Raw genomic sequence first — 18,239 nt, forward strand, 5'->3', positions numbered from 1 at the left:
CTTTTAAGCCCATAATAAACTATAGAGGGATGGTGTAACACACCACCCCTCAATTAAGCAAGTTTTTATAGCATAAGTGTAGAAGTTTCTTCTAGAGAATCATCTTCTTCAACAAATGCTTCGTAATCACGGTACTTCGAGATACCAGAACCAGCTGGAATCAGGCGCCCCATAAGTACGTTCTCCTTAAGACCACGTAATAAATCTTTTTTACCTTCAAGCGATGCTTGAGTTAAGATCTTAGTTGTCTCTTGGAAAGATGCAGCTGATAAGAATGAATCAGTAGAAAGAGCTGCTTTAGTAATACCAAGTAGAACTGGTCTTGCTTGAGCTGGCTCATATCCATCAGCAACTAGTTGCTCATTTGTTTCAAGTAATTCTGCTTTAGTTACAGAGTCACCAACAACAAATGTAGAGTCACCTGGATCAGTTACTTCAACTTTTTTAAGCATTTGAGAAACGATTACCTCAATGTGCTTATCATCGATATCTACACCTTGTAGACGGTATACAGCTTGAATCTCATCAACGATGTATCCTGCAAGTTCTTTAATACCAAGTACTCTTAGGATATCGTGTGGGTTAGCTGGACCATCCATAATAGCTTCACCTGAACGGATATAGTCACCTTCGTTTACAGTTACATAGCGTCCCTTAGGAATTGTGTAAACTACTGGATCAGATCCATCTTCAGGTCTAATAAGAATTCTTCTAGAACCTCTTACTTCAGCACCAAACTCGATTGTACCAGTTACGTCAGCAATCTGAGATGCTTGAGCAGGTTTTCTAGCTTCGAAAAGCTCGGCTACTCTTGGAAGACCCCCAGTAATATCTTTTGTTTTCGTCGTTTCACGAGAAACTTTAGATACTACGCTACCAACTTCAACTTCATCACCTTCAGTTACAGTTAGAGTTGCACCAACTTGTAGACGGTAAGAAGCTTGTCTGTTTGTTCCAGGAACAATAATTGGGTTTCCATCAGCATCAAGAATCGTAATTCTTGGTTGAAGTGAAGGATCCTTAGTTTCTGTTACAGTTCTTTGAGTTAGACCTGTTACTGCATCTGTTTGCTCAGCAAGAGTTGCACCAACTACTAAGTCTTCAAACTTAACAAAACCAGCTACTTCTGTAAGAAGTGGAATCGAGAACGGGTCCCATTCAATCAGAGTATCCCCTACGTTTACTTCACTACCTTCAGAGAAGTGTAGCTTTGAACCGTAGATTGCTGGATATTTTTCTTTTTCAACACCACGAGCATCTTTAATGATAAGCTCACCAGTCTTGTTCATAACAAGAAGACCAGTTGGTGTTTCAACAGTTACAACATTGTTGTATACAACTTTACCAGATGTACGAACAGTTGTTTTATTTACTTGTGCACCAGCTGTTGCTGTACCACCAACGTGGAATGTACGCATTGTAAGCTGTGTACCAGGTTCACCAATTGACTGAGCAGCGATAACACCAACAGCTTCACCAACTGAAACCATTGTACCTCTTGCAAGGTCGCGTCCGAAACAAGCCGCACAGAAACCGTGTCTTTCGTTACAAGTAAGAACAGATCTAACCTTGATTTGGTCAACTTCTTTCTCTTCTAGTAACACAAGGTCTTTTTCTGTAAGTAGGTGACCTGTTTGAAGAACCTCATTACCTTCTGCAGAGATAACTGGAGCTGCTGTTACACGGCCCATTGCTCTAGAGGCAACGTGCTCTACAACTTCACCAGACTCAATACGAGAAGTTAGTGTAATACCATCAGTTGTTCCACAATCTTCAGCTCTAATGATACCGTCTTGAGCAACGTCTACTAGACGTCTCGTTAGGTAACCAGAGTTTGCAGTCTTCAGGGCAGTATCGGCTAGACCTTTACGAGCACCGTGTGTAGACGTGAAGTATTGTAGTGCCGATAGACCTTCACGGAAGTTTGAAGTAATTGGCGTTTCAATAATCTCACCAGATGGCTTGGCCATTAGACCCCTCATCGCAGCAAGCTGTCTCATCTGCTGTGCAGAACCCCTTGCTCCTGAGTTTGCCATCATATAAAGAGCGTTGAATGAAGGAGCGTAAATTGGCTCTTCACCTTCTTTATCTGAAGTAAATTCATCAGTAGAAATTTTCTCAAGCATAACCTTAACAAGTTTCTCTGTAGTTTGTGACCAAACGTCAACAACCTTGTTATATCTCTCACCATTAGTGATCGAACCTTCGTTATACTCTTCTGTAATTCCGTGAACTTCATCATGAGCTTCTTTAAGAATTCCTTCTTTTTCAGAAGGGATTTCCATATCAACAACGTTAATAGAAATACCAGCTTTTGTAGCATTGCTATAACCAAGTTGCATAAGACCATCAGCAAGTAGAACAGTATCTTTTTCAGATCCTCTTCTGTAAGCAAGGTCAAGAAGCTTAACTAGTTCTTTCTTACCAAGAATGATGTTTACGTCTTCGAAGTTTAGACATGAAGGAACGATATCGAATACGAATGTACGTCCAACAGTAGTCTCATGTACTTCACCACCAATACGTACTTTAATTGGTGCTTGTAGGTGTAGGTTACCTGAGTGGTAAGCAAACTGAGCTTCTTCTTTAGAAGAGAAAGTTTTCCCGTATCCACGAGCATATGGTCTAACACGAGTCATGTAGTAAAGACCAAGTACGATATCCTGAGATGGAGTAATAATTGGTGAACCATCTTTTGGAGAAAGAATATTATTTGTCGACATTGCAAGAACACGACACTCAATTTGAGCTTCAAGTGATAGAGGAACGTGAACGGCCATCTGGTCACCGTCGAAGTCGGCGTTGAATGCAGTACAAACAAGAGGGTGAAGACGGATAGCCTTACCTTCAATAAGTACAGGTTCGAAACCTTGGATACCAAGTCTGTGAAGAGTTGGTGCACGGTTAAGAAGTACTGGGTGCTCTTGTACAACTTCTTCAAGGATATTCCATACTTCTTCTTTTTGTTGCTCAACCATACGCTTAGCAACTTTAATAGTAGTACAGTGTCCTTTTTCAATTAGCTTGTTGTAGATAAATGGCTTGAAAAGTTCAAGTGCCATAAGCTTAGGAAGACCACACTGGTGAAGTCTTAAGCTTGGACCAACAACGATTACAGAACGTCCTGAGTAGTCAACACGCTTACCAAGTAGGTTTTGACGGAAACGTCCTTGCTTACCCTTAAGCATATCAGAAAGTGATCTTAGTGGACGCTTGTTAGCACCAGTAAATACCTTACCACGACGACCATTATCAAATAGAGCATCTACTGCTTCTTGAAGCATTCTCTTTTCGTTTCTAATGATGATTTCAGGAGCATTAAGTTCTTTAAGTCTTCTAAGACGGTTGTTTCTGTTAATAACACGTCTGTATAGATCGTTAAGATCTGAAGTTGCAAAACGTCCTGCTTCAAGTGGAACAAGAGGTCTTAAGTCTGGTGGAAGGATAGGAATAACATCCATCATGAACCACTCAGGCTTGTTTTCAGACTTCATAAGAGATTCAACAACTCTTAATCTTTTAACAAACTTAGTTCTTGCCATCTCTGTAGTTGCGTTAGCAAGACCACGTCTTAGGTTTTTATTTTCAAGATCGATATCAAGCTTAGAAAGTAGCTCTTGAACAATTTCTCCACCCATACCAGCTTCGAAATCAATACCTTGATCTTTAAGTTCATAATATTGTTGCTCAGAAATTACGCGACCTACATCTAGACCACCTTCAACACCATCAGTTGCTGAAGCAGTTACGATATATGCTTCATAATATAGAACTTTTTCAAGTTCTTTAAGAGAAAGGTTAAGAAGAGCTGCCATTCTTGATGGAAGTGAACGTAGGAACCAAATGTGAGCAACTGGAGTTGCTAGTTCAATGTGTCCACATCTTTCACGACGTACTTTTGAAAGTGTAACTTCAACACCACACTTCTCACATACAACACCTCTGTGCTTCATTCTCTTGTACTTACCACAGATACATTCGTAATCTTTTACTGGTCCGAAAATCTTTGCACAGAATAAACCGTCTCTTTCTGGCTTATAAGTTCTATAGTTAATAGTTTCTGGTTTTTTTACTTCACCAAATGACCACTCTCTGATTGTATCAGGAGAAGCAAGCTTGATAGATACACCTTCAACGCTTACTGGATCTTTTGGCTTATCAAAAAAGTTTAAAAGGTCTTTCATTTTTTTATGCCCTCTTAATATACGGCAGGACTAAGCCTGCCATAAATTAACGAATAGATTCTTCAATTCTGTCTTCTTCAAGTTTAACGTCTAGACAAAGTGCTTGAAGCTCTCTGATTAGAACGTTGAACGATTCAGGAAGACCTGGTTCTAGTACTTGCTCACCTTTAACGATTGACTCATACATTCTTGTTCTACCGATAACGTCATCTGACTTAACAGTTAAGAACTCTTGAAGAGTATAAGCTGCACCGTATGCTTCAAGTGCCCAAACTTCCATTTCCCCAAGTCTCTGACCACCGAACTGAGCCTTACCACCAAGTGGCTGCTGAGTTACAAGTGAGTAAGGACCTGTAGAACGTGCGTGAAGTTTTTCGTCTACAAGGTGGTGTAGCTTAAGCATGTACATAACACCAACAGTAACGTCCTCTGCGAAAGCATCACCAGTCTTACCATCAAATAGAGTTGTTTTACCATTTGACTCAAGATCAGCTAACTCAAGCATTTCTCTGATATCTGCTTCTGAAGCACCATCAAATACTTTAGTAGAGAAACGAACACCGCTTGTAAGTTTCTTAGCAAGGGCCATAACAACATCATCTGCTGCAGACTTTAACCAAGCTTCAACTTCTGGCGTCTTATAAATTTTGTAAATGAAATCCTTAATCTCGTGAACTTTCATTTGCTCTTCAAGCATAACCTTGATTTTTTCACCAAGACCACGTCCGGCCCATCCAAGGTGAAGCTCAAGAAGCTGTCCGATGTTCATACGAGAAGGTACCCCTAGTGGGTTAAGTACGATTTCAACAGGTGTACCATCAGCAAGATAAGGCATATCTTCACGTGGAACTACGTTAGAAATAACACCTTTGTTACCGTGACGACCGGCCATCTTATCACCTGGCTGAAGCTTACGCTTAATCGCAACGTATACAGTAATCTTTTTGATTACACCTGGAGGAAGTTCATCACCTCTATGAAGTTTTGCAATCTCATCAGTTGTCTTAGCTCTAACTCTGTTGATCTTGTTTCTAACATCTGCGAAATACTCAGATAGTTTTTCTTCAAGCTCAGCTTGTAGTGGTAAGTAACCAATTAGCTCAAATGGAATTGATGCAAGAATTTCACCTGTAATCTCTGTTCCTTTAGAAAGTAGTTCAGCTGAACCATCTTCAGAAACAAGTACATCAGTAACTTTTGCACCTTTAAGCATATCTGCAATCTTAAGAATTGCTGAAGTTTGGATTGCCTTAATCTCAATTCTTTCATCTCTTCTTAGAAGAGTTGTCTCTTGCTCGATAATATCCTTAGATCTTGAACAAAGCTCAACACCTTCACGAGTATAAACTCTAGCATCAATTACTGTACCGTAAACAGATGAAGGAACTCTTAGTGAAGTATCTTTTACGTCACCAGCTTTATCACCGAAGATAGCTTTAAGAAGTTTTTCTTCTGGAGAAAGTTGAGTTTCACCTTTTGGTGTAATTTTACCAACTAGGATGTCTCCTGGCTTAATGATAGCACCAACTCTAACGATACCAGCTTCATCAAGATCTTTTAAAGACTCTTCTGAAACGTTTGGAATATCGCGAGTGATTTCTTCTTTACCAAGTTTAGTATCACGAGCTTCAACTTCGAATGCTTCGATGTGAATTGAAGTAAACACGTCTTTTGCAAGAAGGTCTTCAGAAATCAGGATCGAGTCTTCGTAGTTATAACCACCCCATGGCATGAATGCTACAAGTGGGTTTTGCCCTAGTGCTAGGTCACCGTTATCAGTACCAGGTCCGTCAGCAAGAACGTCACCTTTCTTAACGATATCACCTTCTTTTACAAGAGCTTTTTGGTTATTACATGTGTTCTGGTTAGTTCTTTGATATTTTACTAGTTTGTAAATATCTACACCAGACTCACCGTCTTTGAAGCTATCTCTTTGAATAACAATTCTGTTTGAATCAACAAAGATAACTCTTCCGTTGTCGTTTGCTACAAGAACTGCACCAGAATCTCTAGCTACAATTCTTTCAGTACCAGTACCAACGATAGGAGCTTCAGTTTTAACAACAGGCACGGCCTGTCTCATCATGTTCGATCCCATTAGGGCACGGTTGGCATCATCGTGCTCAAGGAAAGGAATTAGTGATGTTGCAACTGAGATCATCTGAGTTGGAGAAACGTCCATCAGGTTAACTTCTGATGCATCAACAAGTGTGAATTCACCAGAAGCACGTGCTGCAACTTGAGCACCAACTAGCTGACCTTCTTTAATGTTATTAGCATCGATCTGAGCGATAACTTTACCTTCCTCTTGGAAAGCAGTGAAATACTCTACATCACCAATCTTTTGATCTTCACCAATAGTTAGGTATGGAGTTTCAATGAAACCGTATTCAGATACTTTTGCAAATGTTGCAAGAGAAGTAATTAGACCAATGTTTGGTCCTTCAGGAGTCTCAACCGGACACATTCTTCCGTAGTGAGTTACGTGAACATCACGAACTTCGAAAGATGCTCTTTCTCTCGTTAGACCACCTGGCCCAAGAGCTGAAAGACGACGCTTGTGAGTTACTTCTGAAAGTGGGTTCGTTTGATCCATAAACTGTGAAAGTTGTGATGAACCAAAGAATTCCTTAACGGCAGCAGCAACTGGCTTTTGGTTAACAAGATCGTATGGCATCATTGTATCAATTTCTTGAATTGCCATTCTTTCTTTAACCGCTCTTTCCATACGAACTAGACCAACTCTAAATTGGTTTTCAAGTAGTTCACCTACAGGTCTAACACGTCTGTTACCTAAGTGGTCGATATCATCAACACGTCCCTTACCGTTGTTAAGTTCAACAAGGTACTGGATAGTTGTAATAATATCTTCTTTAGTTAAAACAGTGTTCTCAACAGGAACATCAGTCTTAAACTTATAATTGATTTTCATACGACCAACACGAGATAGGTCATATCTTTCTTCATCAAAGAAAAGTCCTTGGAAAAGAACTTCAGCAGCTTCAACCGCTGGAGGTTCACCTGGTCTTAATCTTTCGAAGATTTTTAGAAGTGCATCTTCTTTAGCATCTGTTTTATCTAGAAGAAGAGTGTTTCTGATCTGATCACCAAAGTTGATCATATCAATGTAAAGACATTCTACTTCAGATACACCAGCAGCAATTAGTTCCTGAATCTTAGCTTCAGAAAGCGCTTCGTTAGCAAGACAGATTACTTCACCAGTAGTTTCATTGAAGATATCTTTAGCTGCAACTTTACCTACAACTTCTTCAAGCTGAGCAGGAATTTCAGTTACACCAGCATCCGCTAATCTCTTAATAGATGCTTTAGAGAATTTCTTCCCTTTTCTAACAATTGCTTTACCAGTTTTTGGATCAAGAACATCATTTGTTGCACGAGTTCCAGTCATTAGAGATAGGTCTAATGATCTTACAAACTCACCATTCTTAGCAAACTTGATTGTTTCAATATTGTAGAACATATCAAGAATTTCTTCAGTACTGAAACCAAGCGCTTTAAGAACTACAGTTGCATGTAATTTTCTTTTTCTATCAATTCTAGCAAATAGAATATTCTTATGATCGAATTCGAAGTCTAGCCAAGAACCTCTGTGAGGAATAATTCTTGCAGAGTAAAGAAGCTTACCACTTGAGTGCTTCTTCCCACCGTCGTGTTCAAAAACGATACCAGGAGATCTGTGAAGCTGAGAAACAATAACTCTCTCAGTTCCGTTATATACAAAAGAACCAGTCTCTGCCATCAGAGGAATGTTTCCTAAGTAAACTTCCTGTTCTTTAATTGAAGAAACAGTTCTTTGTTCATTACCATCTTTGTCAACAGCTACATCATAGAATACTAGACGAACAACTACCTTAAGTGGCGCTTCATATGAAAGGCCCCTTTGACGACACTCTTTTACAGTGTACTTAGGTTGTTCTAGTGAGTAGCTTACGAACTCTAACGATACAGTTTTGTTAAAGTCGTGGATTGGAAATACAGAGTTGAATACAGCCTGTAATCCCATTTCTTCTCTTTGAGAAGGAGGTACGTCCTTTTGAAGGAAATCATCATAGGACTTCTTTTGTAGAAGCATGAGTGGAGGCGTCTCTAACACAGATGGTGTTGAGGCAAAGTTCTTACGAAACCACTCGTTTGGTCTAAAAACCTCAGTCATTATGGTTCTCCCGGGTTTTAATTGTTTTAACGTGCACGTATATTTTTTAGTTACTTAATAACTTTTTTTTTCGGTTTTTACAAACGCAAAAAAGGTGTGAAGATCGCTAAATCTCCACACCTGTATTTTTTAATTTTTTATGCAATGAGCAAGGGGCTTAAATTACTTAAGCTCAACCTTTGCACCAGCAGCTTCAAGTTTTTTCTTGATTTCTTCTGCTTCTTCTTTAGATACTGCTTCTTTAACAGTCTTTGGAGCACCTTCAACCATTTCTTTTGCTTCCTTAAGACCTAGACCAGTGATTCCTCTAACTTCTTTAATAACGTTGATTTTCTTAGCACCTGCGTCAGCAAGAACAACGTCAAATTCAGTTTTTTCTTCAGCAGCAGCACCACCAGCAGCAGCACCAGCAACAGCTACAGGAGCAGCTGATACACCAAATTTTTCTTCAAGTTCTTTAACTAGCTCAGCTACTTCAAGAACAGTCATGTTTGAGATTTTTTCAATTAATTGATCATTTGTAATAGACATATATAACTCCTAAAAATTTAAAATAACTTTAACTCTAACTTTGTTAATTACTATTCTGCAGATTCTTCAGCTGCAACTGGCGCAGCTTCAACGCCTGCTTCTTTTTGCTCTTTAATTGCATTAAGAACTCTAGCAAATGCTGAGATCGGTGCATTAAATGTTGCAAGAAGAGTACCAAGCATCTCATCACGAGATGGTAGGTCTGCAATTGCATTTACTTCTGCTGGTGTTAGTGCTTTACCATCAAGTAAACCACCTCTAAGTTCTACTAGTTCAAACGCTTTTCCACATTCTTTTAGTGCCTTAGCAACAGCTGGTGCTTCTTCAAATGCGAAAGCAACAGCTTGCGTACCTTTAAGACCAGAAAGTAATCCTTCTGCATCTGTTCCGGCCGCTGCCTTAGAAAAAAGTGTGTTACGAGTAACAACTAGCGATCCACCCGCTTCACGGATAGATTTTCTTAGAGCTGTGGCGTCATTAGATGGTAGTCCAATAACGTTTGTTAGAAAGATAGCGTTGGCATCAGTGATCTTCTTTTTTAGACCATCGATGATAACGTCTTTCTCTGCTCTAGTTAACATCGTTTACCTCCTAAACTACTGGAGGGAGATTTCATGCAGGCTTTATGTAGCTTCAAACTTAATCAGCAGCTACACCGACAATCATCAACCCCTTATTATTTTGCTGCGATAGTTGCAGCTTCTAAAGTATCAATTTTAAGACCTGGCCCCATAGTCGTACTTAAAGTAAGTGACTTAAGGTAAGTACCTTTTGCAGAAACAGGCTTAGCTTTAATAATTGCTGTAATCATTGTGTCAATGTTCTTTCTTAAATCTTCATTTGTGAAAGATGACTTACCGATTGGAACGTGAATAATACCGTTCTTCTCAGTTCTATATTCAACCTTACCAGCTTTTTGCTCTTTAACTGCGTTTTCAACATTAGGAGTAACTGTTCCTAATTTTGGGTTAGGCATTAGACCTCTAGGTCCTAGGATTCTAGCAACACGTCCAAGTTTACCCATCATATCTGGAGATGCGATAACTCTATCAAAGTCAAGCCATCCACCTGCGATCTTAGCAACGATATCGTCACCACCAACGTAATCTGCACCAGCTGCTTCAGCTTTAGCTACGTTGTCACCAGATGTAATAACACAAATCTTTACTGTTTTACCTGTACCAGCTGGAAGTGCTAGTGCACCTCTGATCATTTGGTCTGCGTGTCTTGGGTCAACACCAAGTCTGAACGCTAGATCTACAGTTTCATCAAAGTTTGCGAACTTAACTTCTTTAGCAAGGTTAATTGCTTCATCGATAGTGTAAGTCTTAGTTGTATCTACTTTTGCAAGTGCTTCTGTATATTTTTTCGATTTCTTAGCCATTGTAACACCTCTTAGTAATCTAGTTTGATACCAGCTGAACGACATGAACCTTCGATGATTCTTTCCGCTGCTTCTTGAGTAGCTGCTGTTAAGTCTGGTCTTTTCGCTTCAACAATTTCTTCAATAATTTTCTTAGATACTGTTGTTACAACTTCTGTTCCTGGCTTCTGTGCCCCTCTCTTAAGCTTTAGCTTATCTTTAAGAAGGTATGAAGCTGGAGGTGTCTTAGTAATGAAAGAAAAAGAACGATCTGAGTATACTGTAATGATTGTTGGAAGCATTACACCTGCATCTTTCTGAGTCTTTGCATTGAAAGCCTTACAAAATTCCATAATGTTTACACCTTTTTGACCTAGTGCCGGTCCAACTGGTGGTGATGGGTTTGCTTTCCCACCTGGAATTTGTAGCTTAATGAAACCTGTGATTTTCTTAGCCATAAATTTCTCCTGCGAACTTTTGTTCTACCAACTATTATTAATTTTTTTCAACCTGAGAAGCATCTAATTCTACCGGTGTTGGTCGACCAAAGATAGAAACGTTTACTTTCAGTTTTCCATTTTCATTTACAGATTCAATCGTACCGATGAATGAAGCGAAAGGTCCTTCAATAACCTTAACCTCTTCTCCTTCAGAGAAGTCCACAGTAGTACGTGACTTTTTGAAGCCACCAGTAGATTTACCTGTCATATATGCAGCCTCTTCATCTGATAAAGGCGCTGGTTTGTCAACAGTACCGCCAACAAAACCTGTAATTTTATCTGTATCTTTTACTAGGTGCCAAGTGTTCTCATTCATAAGCATTTGAATTAAGACGTAACCTGGGAAAAGCTTCTTTGTGATAGTTCTTTTTCTTCCACCCGCATGAGAAGTAACTTTTTCTTCAGGAACTACAATTTCACCAAATGAATCAGTTAGCTTATAGTTAACAATTCTTTCACGAAGAGTTTTTTGAACTTTGTTTTCTTGACCAGTAAGAGTCTTTGCAATGTACCAACGAAAATTAGGATTAACTGTAGCTTCACCTTCAGATGATTCTACGGCCATTTCTTCGTTAGTTAGTTCTTTTTCTGTTTCGTTGTTATCAACCATTTCTATCTCACTTAATCAATTAAAGGTATAAATTAAAGAATAATGTCTAGTAGCTGTCTAAATGTATAGTCTACTAATACAAAAATTCCACTTACAATGCTTAGTGCGATTACTAAACCAATTGTTGTCTTTAAAACGTCATCTTTGTTAGGCCAAACAACTTTTACAAGTTCAGCATAAACATCCTCAAGCATAGTAGAAGCATTCTTGTTTTTAGCAATTACTAGGAAGACAATCAGACCTACAACAATTCCAGCAACTTGTACCGTAATAGGAAAGTTTGGAACCTTTGCTTCAAGATCGAACCACTCACTTAATTGTTCGAGGAATCTAATAGTAATAAAACCACAAATCGCACTTACGGCAGCAACAAATGCATTAATCCATTTTTTGCTGTCTTCACTCTTAATGAGGGACATCTCAAATCCTTTTTTACCTAAATTAAACGTATAAGTACCAGATTATATCCCTTAATTAACATGGTTTGGCAAGAGCTAACGCAAAAATAGGATAAATTTGCAGTCAAAATAAATAATATTTGGAAAAAGTGGCGGGCGCATGAGGACTCGAACCTCAAACCTACTGATTTGGAATCAGCCGCTCTACCATTGGAGCTATACACCCGTTTGACTTGGAAACATAAATTACCGAAAAAGGCCTACCTCGTCAATCTCTTATTACTATAAATATTTCCATAATCTTGAATACGGTTCAATCTGAGGGTAGTGTAGCGAATCGCTAACGCGACATTTATTTATTTTGGAGAGAAAACAACATGAAGTATTTAGTACTATTAATGCTTACACTAAACATCAATGCGGCCATCTTTGTATCAGATTCATGTTCTGAAGATCAGAGAGACATGCTTATCAAAGATACTCAGAAATCTCGTGCAGACATGAAAAGCATCATTAAGGATCTTAGAGAGTACAAAAAACAGAACCCGTACATGAGCAAGAATGTTGAAAAGAAAATCAACAAGGCCATCGTAGTAATGAAATGTTCACTGGCAAGAACTTACTGGACTAAACATAAATGTGTTGAGCCATATGGTGGCGCAATCGCTTATACATATGCCGTTATCGGTAAAACTGTATATATCACACCAAGCTACTGGGAATATGATATTGAAGGCCGTCAAGGGATTGTACTTCACGAACTAACTCACAAGTGTGGAACTGGAGATGCTGATTACTTTTGGACACGTAAACCAAAAGATACTAATGATACACCTTGGTCTGATATTGCTGATACATATAGATATTGGCAACAAAATGGAACTTGTATTCCAGAGATCGATTGTTAAAAAACTAAAATTTAGGCATAAAAAAAGGGGAGCATAGCTCCCCTTCCTTATATCTTGAATATATCAAATATTAGTCAAGAATTTCAGATACTGTACCAGCACCGATTGTTCTACCACCCTCACGGATTGCGAACTTAAGACCTTTTTCCATCGCGATTGGAGTAATTAGCTCTACTGCGAAAGAAGTGTTGTCACCTGGCATAACCATTTCAACACCGTCTGCAAGTGTAATATCACCTGTTACGTCTGTTGTTCTGAAGTAGAACTGTGGTCTATAACCTTTGAAGATTGGAGTGTGACGTCCACCTTCATCTTTTGAAAGGATATATACTTCACAGTTAAATTTCGCGTGTGGCTTTACTGAACCTGGCTTGATTAGACACTGACCACGCTCTACTTCTTCACGCTTAACACCACGTAGAAGAAGACCTACGTTATCACCTGCTCTACCTTCGTCAAGAAGCTTTCTGAACATCTCAACACCAGTTACAGTTGTTTTAGTTGTTTCTTTAATACCAACGATTTCGATTTCTTCGTTAACTTTGATAATCCCTCTTTCAACACGTCCTGTACAAACTGTACCACGTCCTGAAATTGAGAATACGTCTTCTACTGGCATTAGGAAGTCAAGGTCTGTTGCTCTAGCTGGAGTTGGGATGTACTCATCAACTTGTGCCATAAGCTCTAGAACTTTATCTTTACCAATTGCATCGTCTCTCATTTCAAGAGCTGCAAGTGCAGAACCAGCTACGATAGGAATATCGTCACCTGGGAAGTCGTATGAAGATAGAAGTTCTCTTACTTCCATCTCTACTAGCTCAAGTAGTTCTTCGTCATCTACCTGGTCTACTTTATTTAAGAATACTACGATCGCTGGTACACCTACCTGACGTGCAAGAAGGATGTGCTCTCTAGTTTGTGGCATTGGCCCATCAGCCGCTGAACATACTAGGATCGCTCCGTCCATTTGTGCTGCACCTGTAATCATGTTCTTTACATAGTCAGCGTGACCTGGACAGTCTACGTGTGCGTAGTGTCTGTTAGCTGTTTCGTATTCAATGTGTGAAGTATTGATTGTAATACCTCTAGCTTTTTCTTCTGGTGCTGAATCGATTTCGTCGAATTTTCTTACGGCACCACCAAGTGCGTTAGCTAATGTGATTGAAATTGCCGCTGTAAGAGTTGTCTTACCGTGGTCAACGTGCCCGATCGTACCAATGTTTACGTGGGGCTTACTTCTGTCAAAAGATTCTTTTGCCATGACTTAAGTCTCCTTAAAAAAGTTAAACAAAACATTATGTTTGTCTTAATAACTATATACCTAAAAGCTAATTTGAGTTGTAAGTATCGACTATATTCATCTTAGATTCAACATAAAAAAAATGCCATCCAAGCTAAAATCTAACCCACAAATTACATAGTGCCATTTTGATAACATAAAAAACTTGAATTGCCAGTAAAATCTATACTTAAGGGCACAAAAAAGTTTATTAATAGAAAACAAAATGGAGCTCACGACGGGATTTGAACCCGTGACCTCTTCCTTACCAAGGAAGTACTCTACCCCTGAGCCACGCGAGCAAAAAAATAAGATTAGTGTATTTTAATAATGAGTTTGGATTTTTGGCAAAAAAAAAGATCCTCTAGGAGGATCTTTTTAATGGAGCGGGCGACAAGGTTCGAACTTGCGACATTCAGCTTGGAAGGCTGACACTCTACCAACTGAGTTACGCCCGCATAAGATTTAATTTTTATAACCTTTCAAAAACAATCTGTAAAGATTTATTTTTAAAATGGTGGCGAGAGATGGATTCGAACCATCGAAGGGATACCCCGACAGATTTACAGTCTGTTGCCTTTGGCCACTCGGCAACCTCGCCACAACCGCTGTAAAAAAATGGAGCTGGCAATAGGACTCGAACCTACGACCTGCGGTTTACAAAACCGCTGCTCTAGCCAACTGAGCTATGCCAGCAAACATTCTTGCGATGGAAATAAGTTATAAAGTAGAATTAAAAACCTGGCAAGCTTTTTTTAACTTATTTTTTAGAAAAAACTTTTTCCATTGCAATTGCCGCAGCAACCGATACATTCAGAGACTCAATTTTGCCCATTGGCTCTAAACGGATTTTCTTTTCCAGTAGACGAACTGTTGCATGTGACAGTCCTCTATCTTCTGCCCCAAGTACAAGGCACTTAATTCCATTAATTTCACCAAGCTCATTATCATCAGTATGCTCTGTAAGCCCTATAGGAGTTACATTACGCTTAATTAGTGCAGATAAAAACTTAGGTAAAGAATTGCATTTAACGATGTCAATATACTCAAGAGCACCAGAAGCAATACGGGCCATCGAAGGTCCAATATTGAAATTATTTTTTACTGCAAAAACAATATGAGTAACATTGTAAAACGCTGCTGTACGCATGATTGCACCAGCGTTGTGGACATCTGTTACTCCATCTAGACATAAGATTTTAACTTCTTCACCATTATCAATAGAATCAAATAATGGCTTTGTTTCTAAAATTTCTTTTTGACTTGTTAACAAGAAAACACCTGACGGAACTCTTGAGTATTGAAATTCCTGTTCAGTATAAAGTTCCTTAGCAAGCTCTTGAACTTTGTGAGAAGAAACTAATTTAACTTTGATTCCATCAAGTTCTTGTTTCTTAATCCCACCCATCTTGTATAGCTTATCAATTCCCTCTTCACAGGCAACAAGCTCAATTGTTTTACGTTTAGGATTACGAATTGCATGTACAATCGAATGTACTCCTACAATGATATCTTGTTCCATTACAGGTCCTTTAAAAGCTCATTAACTTTCGAAATAAGTTGGTCTTGAGATACTTTTATTTTTTCACCAGTACGTCTAACTCTGATTTCTAGAAGGCCATCTTCTTTGTGATCTCTTTCTCCAAGAACAACTTGAAGAGGTAACCCTAGAAGATCTGCATCCTTAAATTTGAATCCAGGTCCAGCCTTTCTATCATCATAAATAACTTCTAACCCTGCTGATATAAGCTCTTTATGAAGTTCATCAGCTTTGGCTTTGTATTCATCAGACTTAGTAATTGCAACGAAAGATAAATTATAAGGAGCAATTGCTGCTGGCCATATGATTCCATTTTCATCATGGTTTTGCTCAATCGCTGCTGCAACTAAACGAGTTACACCAATACCGTAACAACCCATTAAAGGTGTCGCAGCTTTTCCATTTTGATCGAGAATAGTTACCCCCATTCCCTTCGTATACTTGTCACCAAGTTGGAAAATGTGCCCTACTTCAATTCCTCTTTTAAGCTCAACTTGGTGTTTTCCATCAAGAGTATAATCACCAGAACAGGCAAGTCTAAGATCAGCAATCTTAATATCTTTAAGCTGCTCATTTGCGACAAAATTCTCTAAGTGCATATCAACTTTATTTGCACCTACGATGTAAGCCGCGTCTAAATCGATCTGTGCATCAAATACAATTTCTAAGTTATCGATCCCAACTGGACCAATGAAACCTTTCTCAAGACCTAATGTCTTTAGTTCATTATCAGTAGCAGCGATTAAGTCACGACCTGGATAAACTTTTTCTAGTTTTAGTTCGTTTAACTCATCATCACCTAATAGAAGTGCTAGTACAAAAATTTCATCTTCTTCATTCTTTGCTTTATAAACTAGAGACTTAATTGAATGAAATTCTTTCTTTCCTAAGAAATCACAAACGTCTTTTATCGTTGCTTTACCAGGTGTTGCAACTTCGGCCATATCACCTGTTCTAGCTGCACTTTCGACTTTTCTTAAAGTTTTTGCCGTTTCAATATTTGCTGCATATCCTGCTTCATTTGAATAAATAATTGCATCTTCACCTGCATCTGCGATCACTTGAAACTCGTGTGTTTTCGCTTCACCATCGGCCATGGCCCCACCATCTGCAACAACAGCGGAGAATTCAAGACCTAAACGATTGAAAACATTTTCATATGCTCGATAAAGGTTGTCATAGACTTCATCAAGACACTCTTTTGTCGCATGAAATGAATATGCATCCTTCATGATAAATTCGCGTCCACGCATCAGTCCAAAGCGAGGTCTAATCTCATCACGAAATTTTGTATTTATCTGATATACCGTTAAAGGTAGATCTTTGTATGATTTGATTGTTTTTCTAAAAACATCAGTGATGGCCTCTTCATTTGTCGGCGAAATACAAAGATCACGATCTGCCTTATCCTTAAACTTAAGCATCTCGCCACCCATCTTGTCCCAGCGCCCAGTTTCTTGCCAAAGCTCTCCTGGAGTTACAACAGACATTAGCATTTCATAACATCCGGCCTTATCCATTTCTTCGCGAACAATTTGTTCTACTTTGCGAATTGAACGATAACCCATTGGTAGATAATTATATAGTCCAGCTGCTGACTTATGAATTAAACCTGCTCTCATCATTAGCTGGTGTGATGCAATTGTTGCATCCGCTGGCACTTCTTTATAAGTTTGCCAAAATCCCTTTGATAGAATCATAGTATTCTCTCTCTTTTATAACGCGTGAAAATCCATACCATTGTACACGCTGTAATTCACACAATAAATGTTAAATATTTTTATATCGACTGATTAAAATGACGGCGCAAGGGCCATGGGCAGATCAAACGCTTGAACTGCTTCTTTCTCAAGTGATGTTGCCGATACAATTTCATATGCATCAGGTGTCTCAAGAAGCTTGCGGCAAAGAACGTTGTGAACGTGGTGTCCAGACATGTAAGTTGTGATTTTTCCAGCAATTTCATAACCTAGAAGGCTGATATCACCTACAGTATCAAGAATCTTATGTCTTACGAATTCATCATCAAAACGTAATCCATCTGGATTCATAACTTTAAAATCATCTAGAACAATTGCATTATCAAGAGATCCACCCTTAATTAGGCCTTTTCTCTTTAACATATCAACATCTCTTAATAGACCAAACGTACGCGCTCGACCAATTTCAGCGATGTAATTCTCGCAAGTAAATTCAAATACTTTACGTTGAGTTTTAATAATAGGGTGCTTAAAAACGATAGTAGAATCGATCACTAGCTTTTCACAAGGTTCAATTCTCGCCCATTTTTCGCCAACTTTTACTTCTACAGCTTTAGTAACTACTAGAAATTTCTTAGTTTTATGAAGTTGTTGGATTCCGGTCTCTTTAATAACATAAAGAAATGAAGCGCCTGAACCGTCCATAATTGGAACCTCTGGCCCATCAATTTCAATATAACAATTATTAATTCCGAAACCATAAAGAACTGATAGAAGGTGTTCAACAGTATGAACTGCACCTGGACCTGAGCCAATTGCTGTATTGTTCTCAGTAGCTCCTACAGTATCTGCAGTAGCCTTTAGCACTTGTGAATCTTTAATGTCAGTTCTCTTAAACTGGATACCAGAGTCTGCTTCTGAAGGATGTAGAGTCATTGTCACCTTCTTTCCAGAATGGATCCCAATTCCTGTAATCATCACTTTTTTCGCTATAGTTCTTTGGTTTAACATTAAAAATCACCTAATTTTAAGTACTTTCTGTAATTTTAAAC

At 38.8% G+C, this 18,239-nt stretch carries 13 protein-coding genes and 5 tRNA genes; 1 reads left to right on the forward strand and 17 read right to left on the reverse strand.

The genetic code is table 11. The features are described from left to right. Positions 1–65: 65 nt before the first annotated feature. The 9 genes from rpoC to ABMA70_RS08650 all read right to left on the reverse strand — a co-directional run bounded on the left by rpoC (position 66) and on the right by ABMA70_RS08650 (position 11,986). The gene (rpoC, locus tag ABMA70_RS08610; protein WP_103219305.1) at positions 66–4,184 is read right to left on the reverse strand and encodes a DNA-directed RNA polymerase subunit beta'; all 4,119 of its coding nucleotides are present in this window, start codon (positions 4,182–4,184) and stop codon (positions 66–68) included. 46 nt (positions 4,185–4,230) lie between these two features. After that, a complete protein-coding gene (gene rpoB, locus ABMA70_RS08615; protein ID WP_103219306.1) occupies positions 4,231–8,358 on the reverse strand; it encodes a DNA-directed RNA polymerase subunit beta in 4,128 nt (1,375 codons plus the stop codon). A 162-nt stretch (positions 8,359–8,520) separates the two neighbouring features. Then, positions 8,521–8,889, reverse strand: coding sequence for a 50S ribosomal protein L7/L12 (rplL, locus tag ABMA70_RS08620; RefSeq protein WP_103219307.1), 369 nt, complete (start codon positions 8,887–8,889; stop codon positions 8,521–8,523). 50 nt (positions 8,890–8,939) lie between these two features. Next, the gene (rplJ, locus tag ABMA70_RS08625) at positions 8,940–9,470 is read right to left on the reverse strand and encodes a 50S ribosomal protein L10 (protein ID WP_103219308.1); all 531 of its coding nucleotides are present in this window, start codon (positions 9,468–9,470) and stop codon (positions 8,940–8,942) included. A gap of 95 nt (positions 9,471–9,565) precedes the next feature. Next, positions 9,566–10,273 (reverse strand): 50S ribosomal protein L1, encoded by a 708-nt coding sequence (gene rplA, locus ABMA70_RS08630; protein WP_103219309.1) that lies wholly within the window; start codon positions 10,271–10,273, stop codon positions 9,566–9,568. 11 nt (positions 10,274–10,284) lie between these two features. Then, positions 10,285–10,710, reverse strand: a complete 426-nt coding sequence (gene rplK, locus ABMA70_RS08635; RefSeq protein ID WP_103219310.1) for a 50S ribosomal protein L11 — start codon at positions 10,708–10,710, stop codon at positions 10,285–10,287. Positions 10,711–10,747: 37 nt separating this feature from the next. Then, positions 10,748–11,317: a transcription termination/antitermination protein NusG gene (gene nusG / locus ABMA70_RS08640; protein WP_368667192.1), complete on the reverse strand. Its 570-nt coding sequence runs from the start codon at positions 11,315–11,317 to the stop codon at positions 10,748–10,750. A 77-nt stretch (positions 11,318–11,394) separates the two neighbouring features. Continuing rightward, positions 11,395–11,781, reverse strand: a complete 387-nt coding sequence (gene secE / locus ABMA70_RS08645; protein WP_103219312.1) for a preprotein translocase subunit SecE — start codon at positions 11,779–11,781, stop codon at positions 11,395–11,397. A 129-nt stretch (positions 11,782–11,910) separates the two neighbouring features. Further along, positions 11,911–11,986, reverse strand: a tRNA-Trp gene (locus ABMA70_RS08650). Between the two features lie 151 nt (positions 11,987–12,137). On the opposite strand from ABMA70_RS08650, the gene ABMA70_RS08655 reads away from it, so the two are divergent. Beyond that, positions 12,138–12,668, forward strand: a complete 531-nt coding sequence (locus ABMA70_RS08655) for a M35 family metallo-endopeptidase (RefSeq protein ID WP_392994157.1) — start codon at positions 12,138–12,140, stop codon at positions 12,666–12,668. 70 nt (positions 12,669–12,738) lie between these two features. On the opposite strand, the gene tuf is transcribed toward ABMA70_RS08655, so the two are convergent. From tuf to lpxC, 8 genes are all read right to left on the reverse strand, one after another. Continuing rightward, positions 12,739–13,929: an elongation factor Tu gene (gene tuf / locus ABMA70_RS08660; protein WP_393022178.1), complete on the reverse strand. Its 1,191-nt coding sequence runs from the start codon at positions 13,927–13,929 to the stop codon at positions 12,739–12,741. 245 nt (positions 13,930–14,174) lie between these two features. Continuing rightward, positions 14,175–14,249: transfer RNA gene (locus ABMA70_RS08665), tRNA-Thr, on the reverse strand. 80 nt (positions 14,250–14,329) lie between these two features. Further along, a tRNA-Gly gene (locus tag ABMA70_RS08670) sits at positions 14,330–14,405 on the reverse strand. Positions 14,406–14,462: 57 nt separating this feature from the next. Beyond that, positions 14,463–14,548: transfer RNA gene (locus ABMA70_RS08675), tRNA-Tyr, on the reverse strand. Between the two features lie 18 nt (positions 14,549–14,566). Next, positions 14,567–14,643 (reverse strand) — tRNA-Thr (locus ABMA70_RS08680). A gap of 64 nt (positions 14,644–14,707) precedes the next feature. Next, the gene (locus tag ABMA70_RS08685) at positions 14,708–15,469 is read right to left on the reverse strand and encodes a TrmH family RNA methyltransferase (protein ID WP_392994142.1); all 762 of its coding nucleotides are present in this window, start codon (positions 15,467–15,469) and stop codon (positions 14,708–14,710) included. Continuing rightward, positions 15,469–17,187 carry a proline--tRNA ligase gene (locus ABMA70_RS08690; RefSeq protein ID WP_103218705.1) on the reverse strand — a complete coding sequence of 573 codons (1,719 nt, stop codon included), beginning with the start codon at positions 17,185–17,187 and terminating at the stop codon, positions 15,469–15,471. Before ABMA70_RS08690 ends, ABMA70_RS08685 begins: the two co-directional genes overlap by 1 nt. A gap of 93 nt (positions 17,188–17,280) precedes the next feature. Then, complete coding sequence (lpxC, locus tag ABMA70_RS08695; protein WP_103218704.1) at positions 17,281–18,198, reverse strand: UDP-3-O-acyl-N-acetylglucosamine deacetylase; 918 nt, start codon at positions 18,196–18,198, stop codon at positions 17,281–17,283. Between the last annotated feature and the right edge of the window lie 41 nt (positions 18,199–18,239).

It is taken from the genome of Halobacteriovorax sp. XZX-3, assembly GCF_043196495.1.
In the GTDB taxonomy this organism is placed as follows: Bacteria; Bdellovibrionota; Bacteriovoracia; order Bacteriovoracales; family Bacteriovoracaceae; genus Halobacteriovorax_A.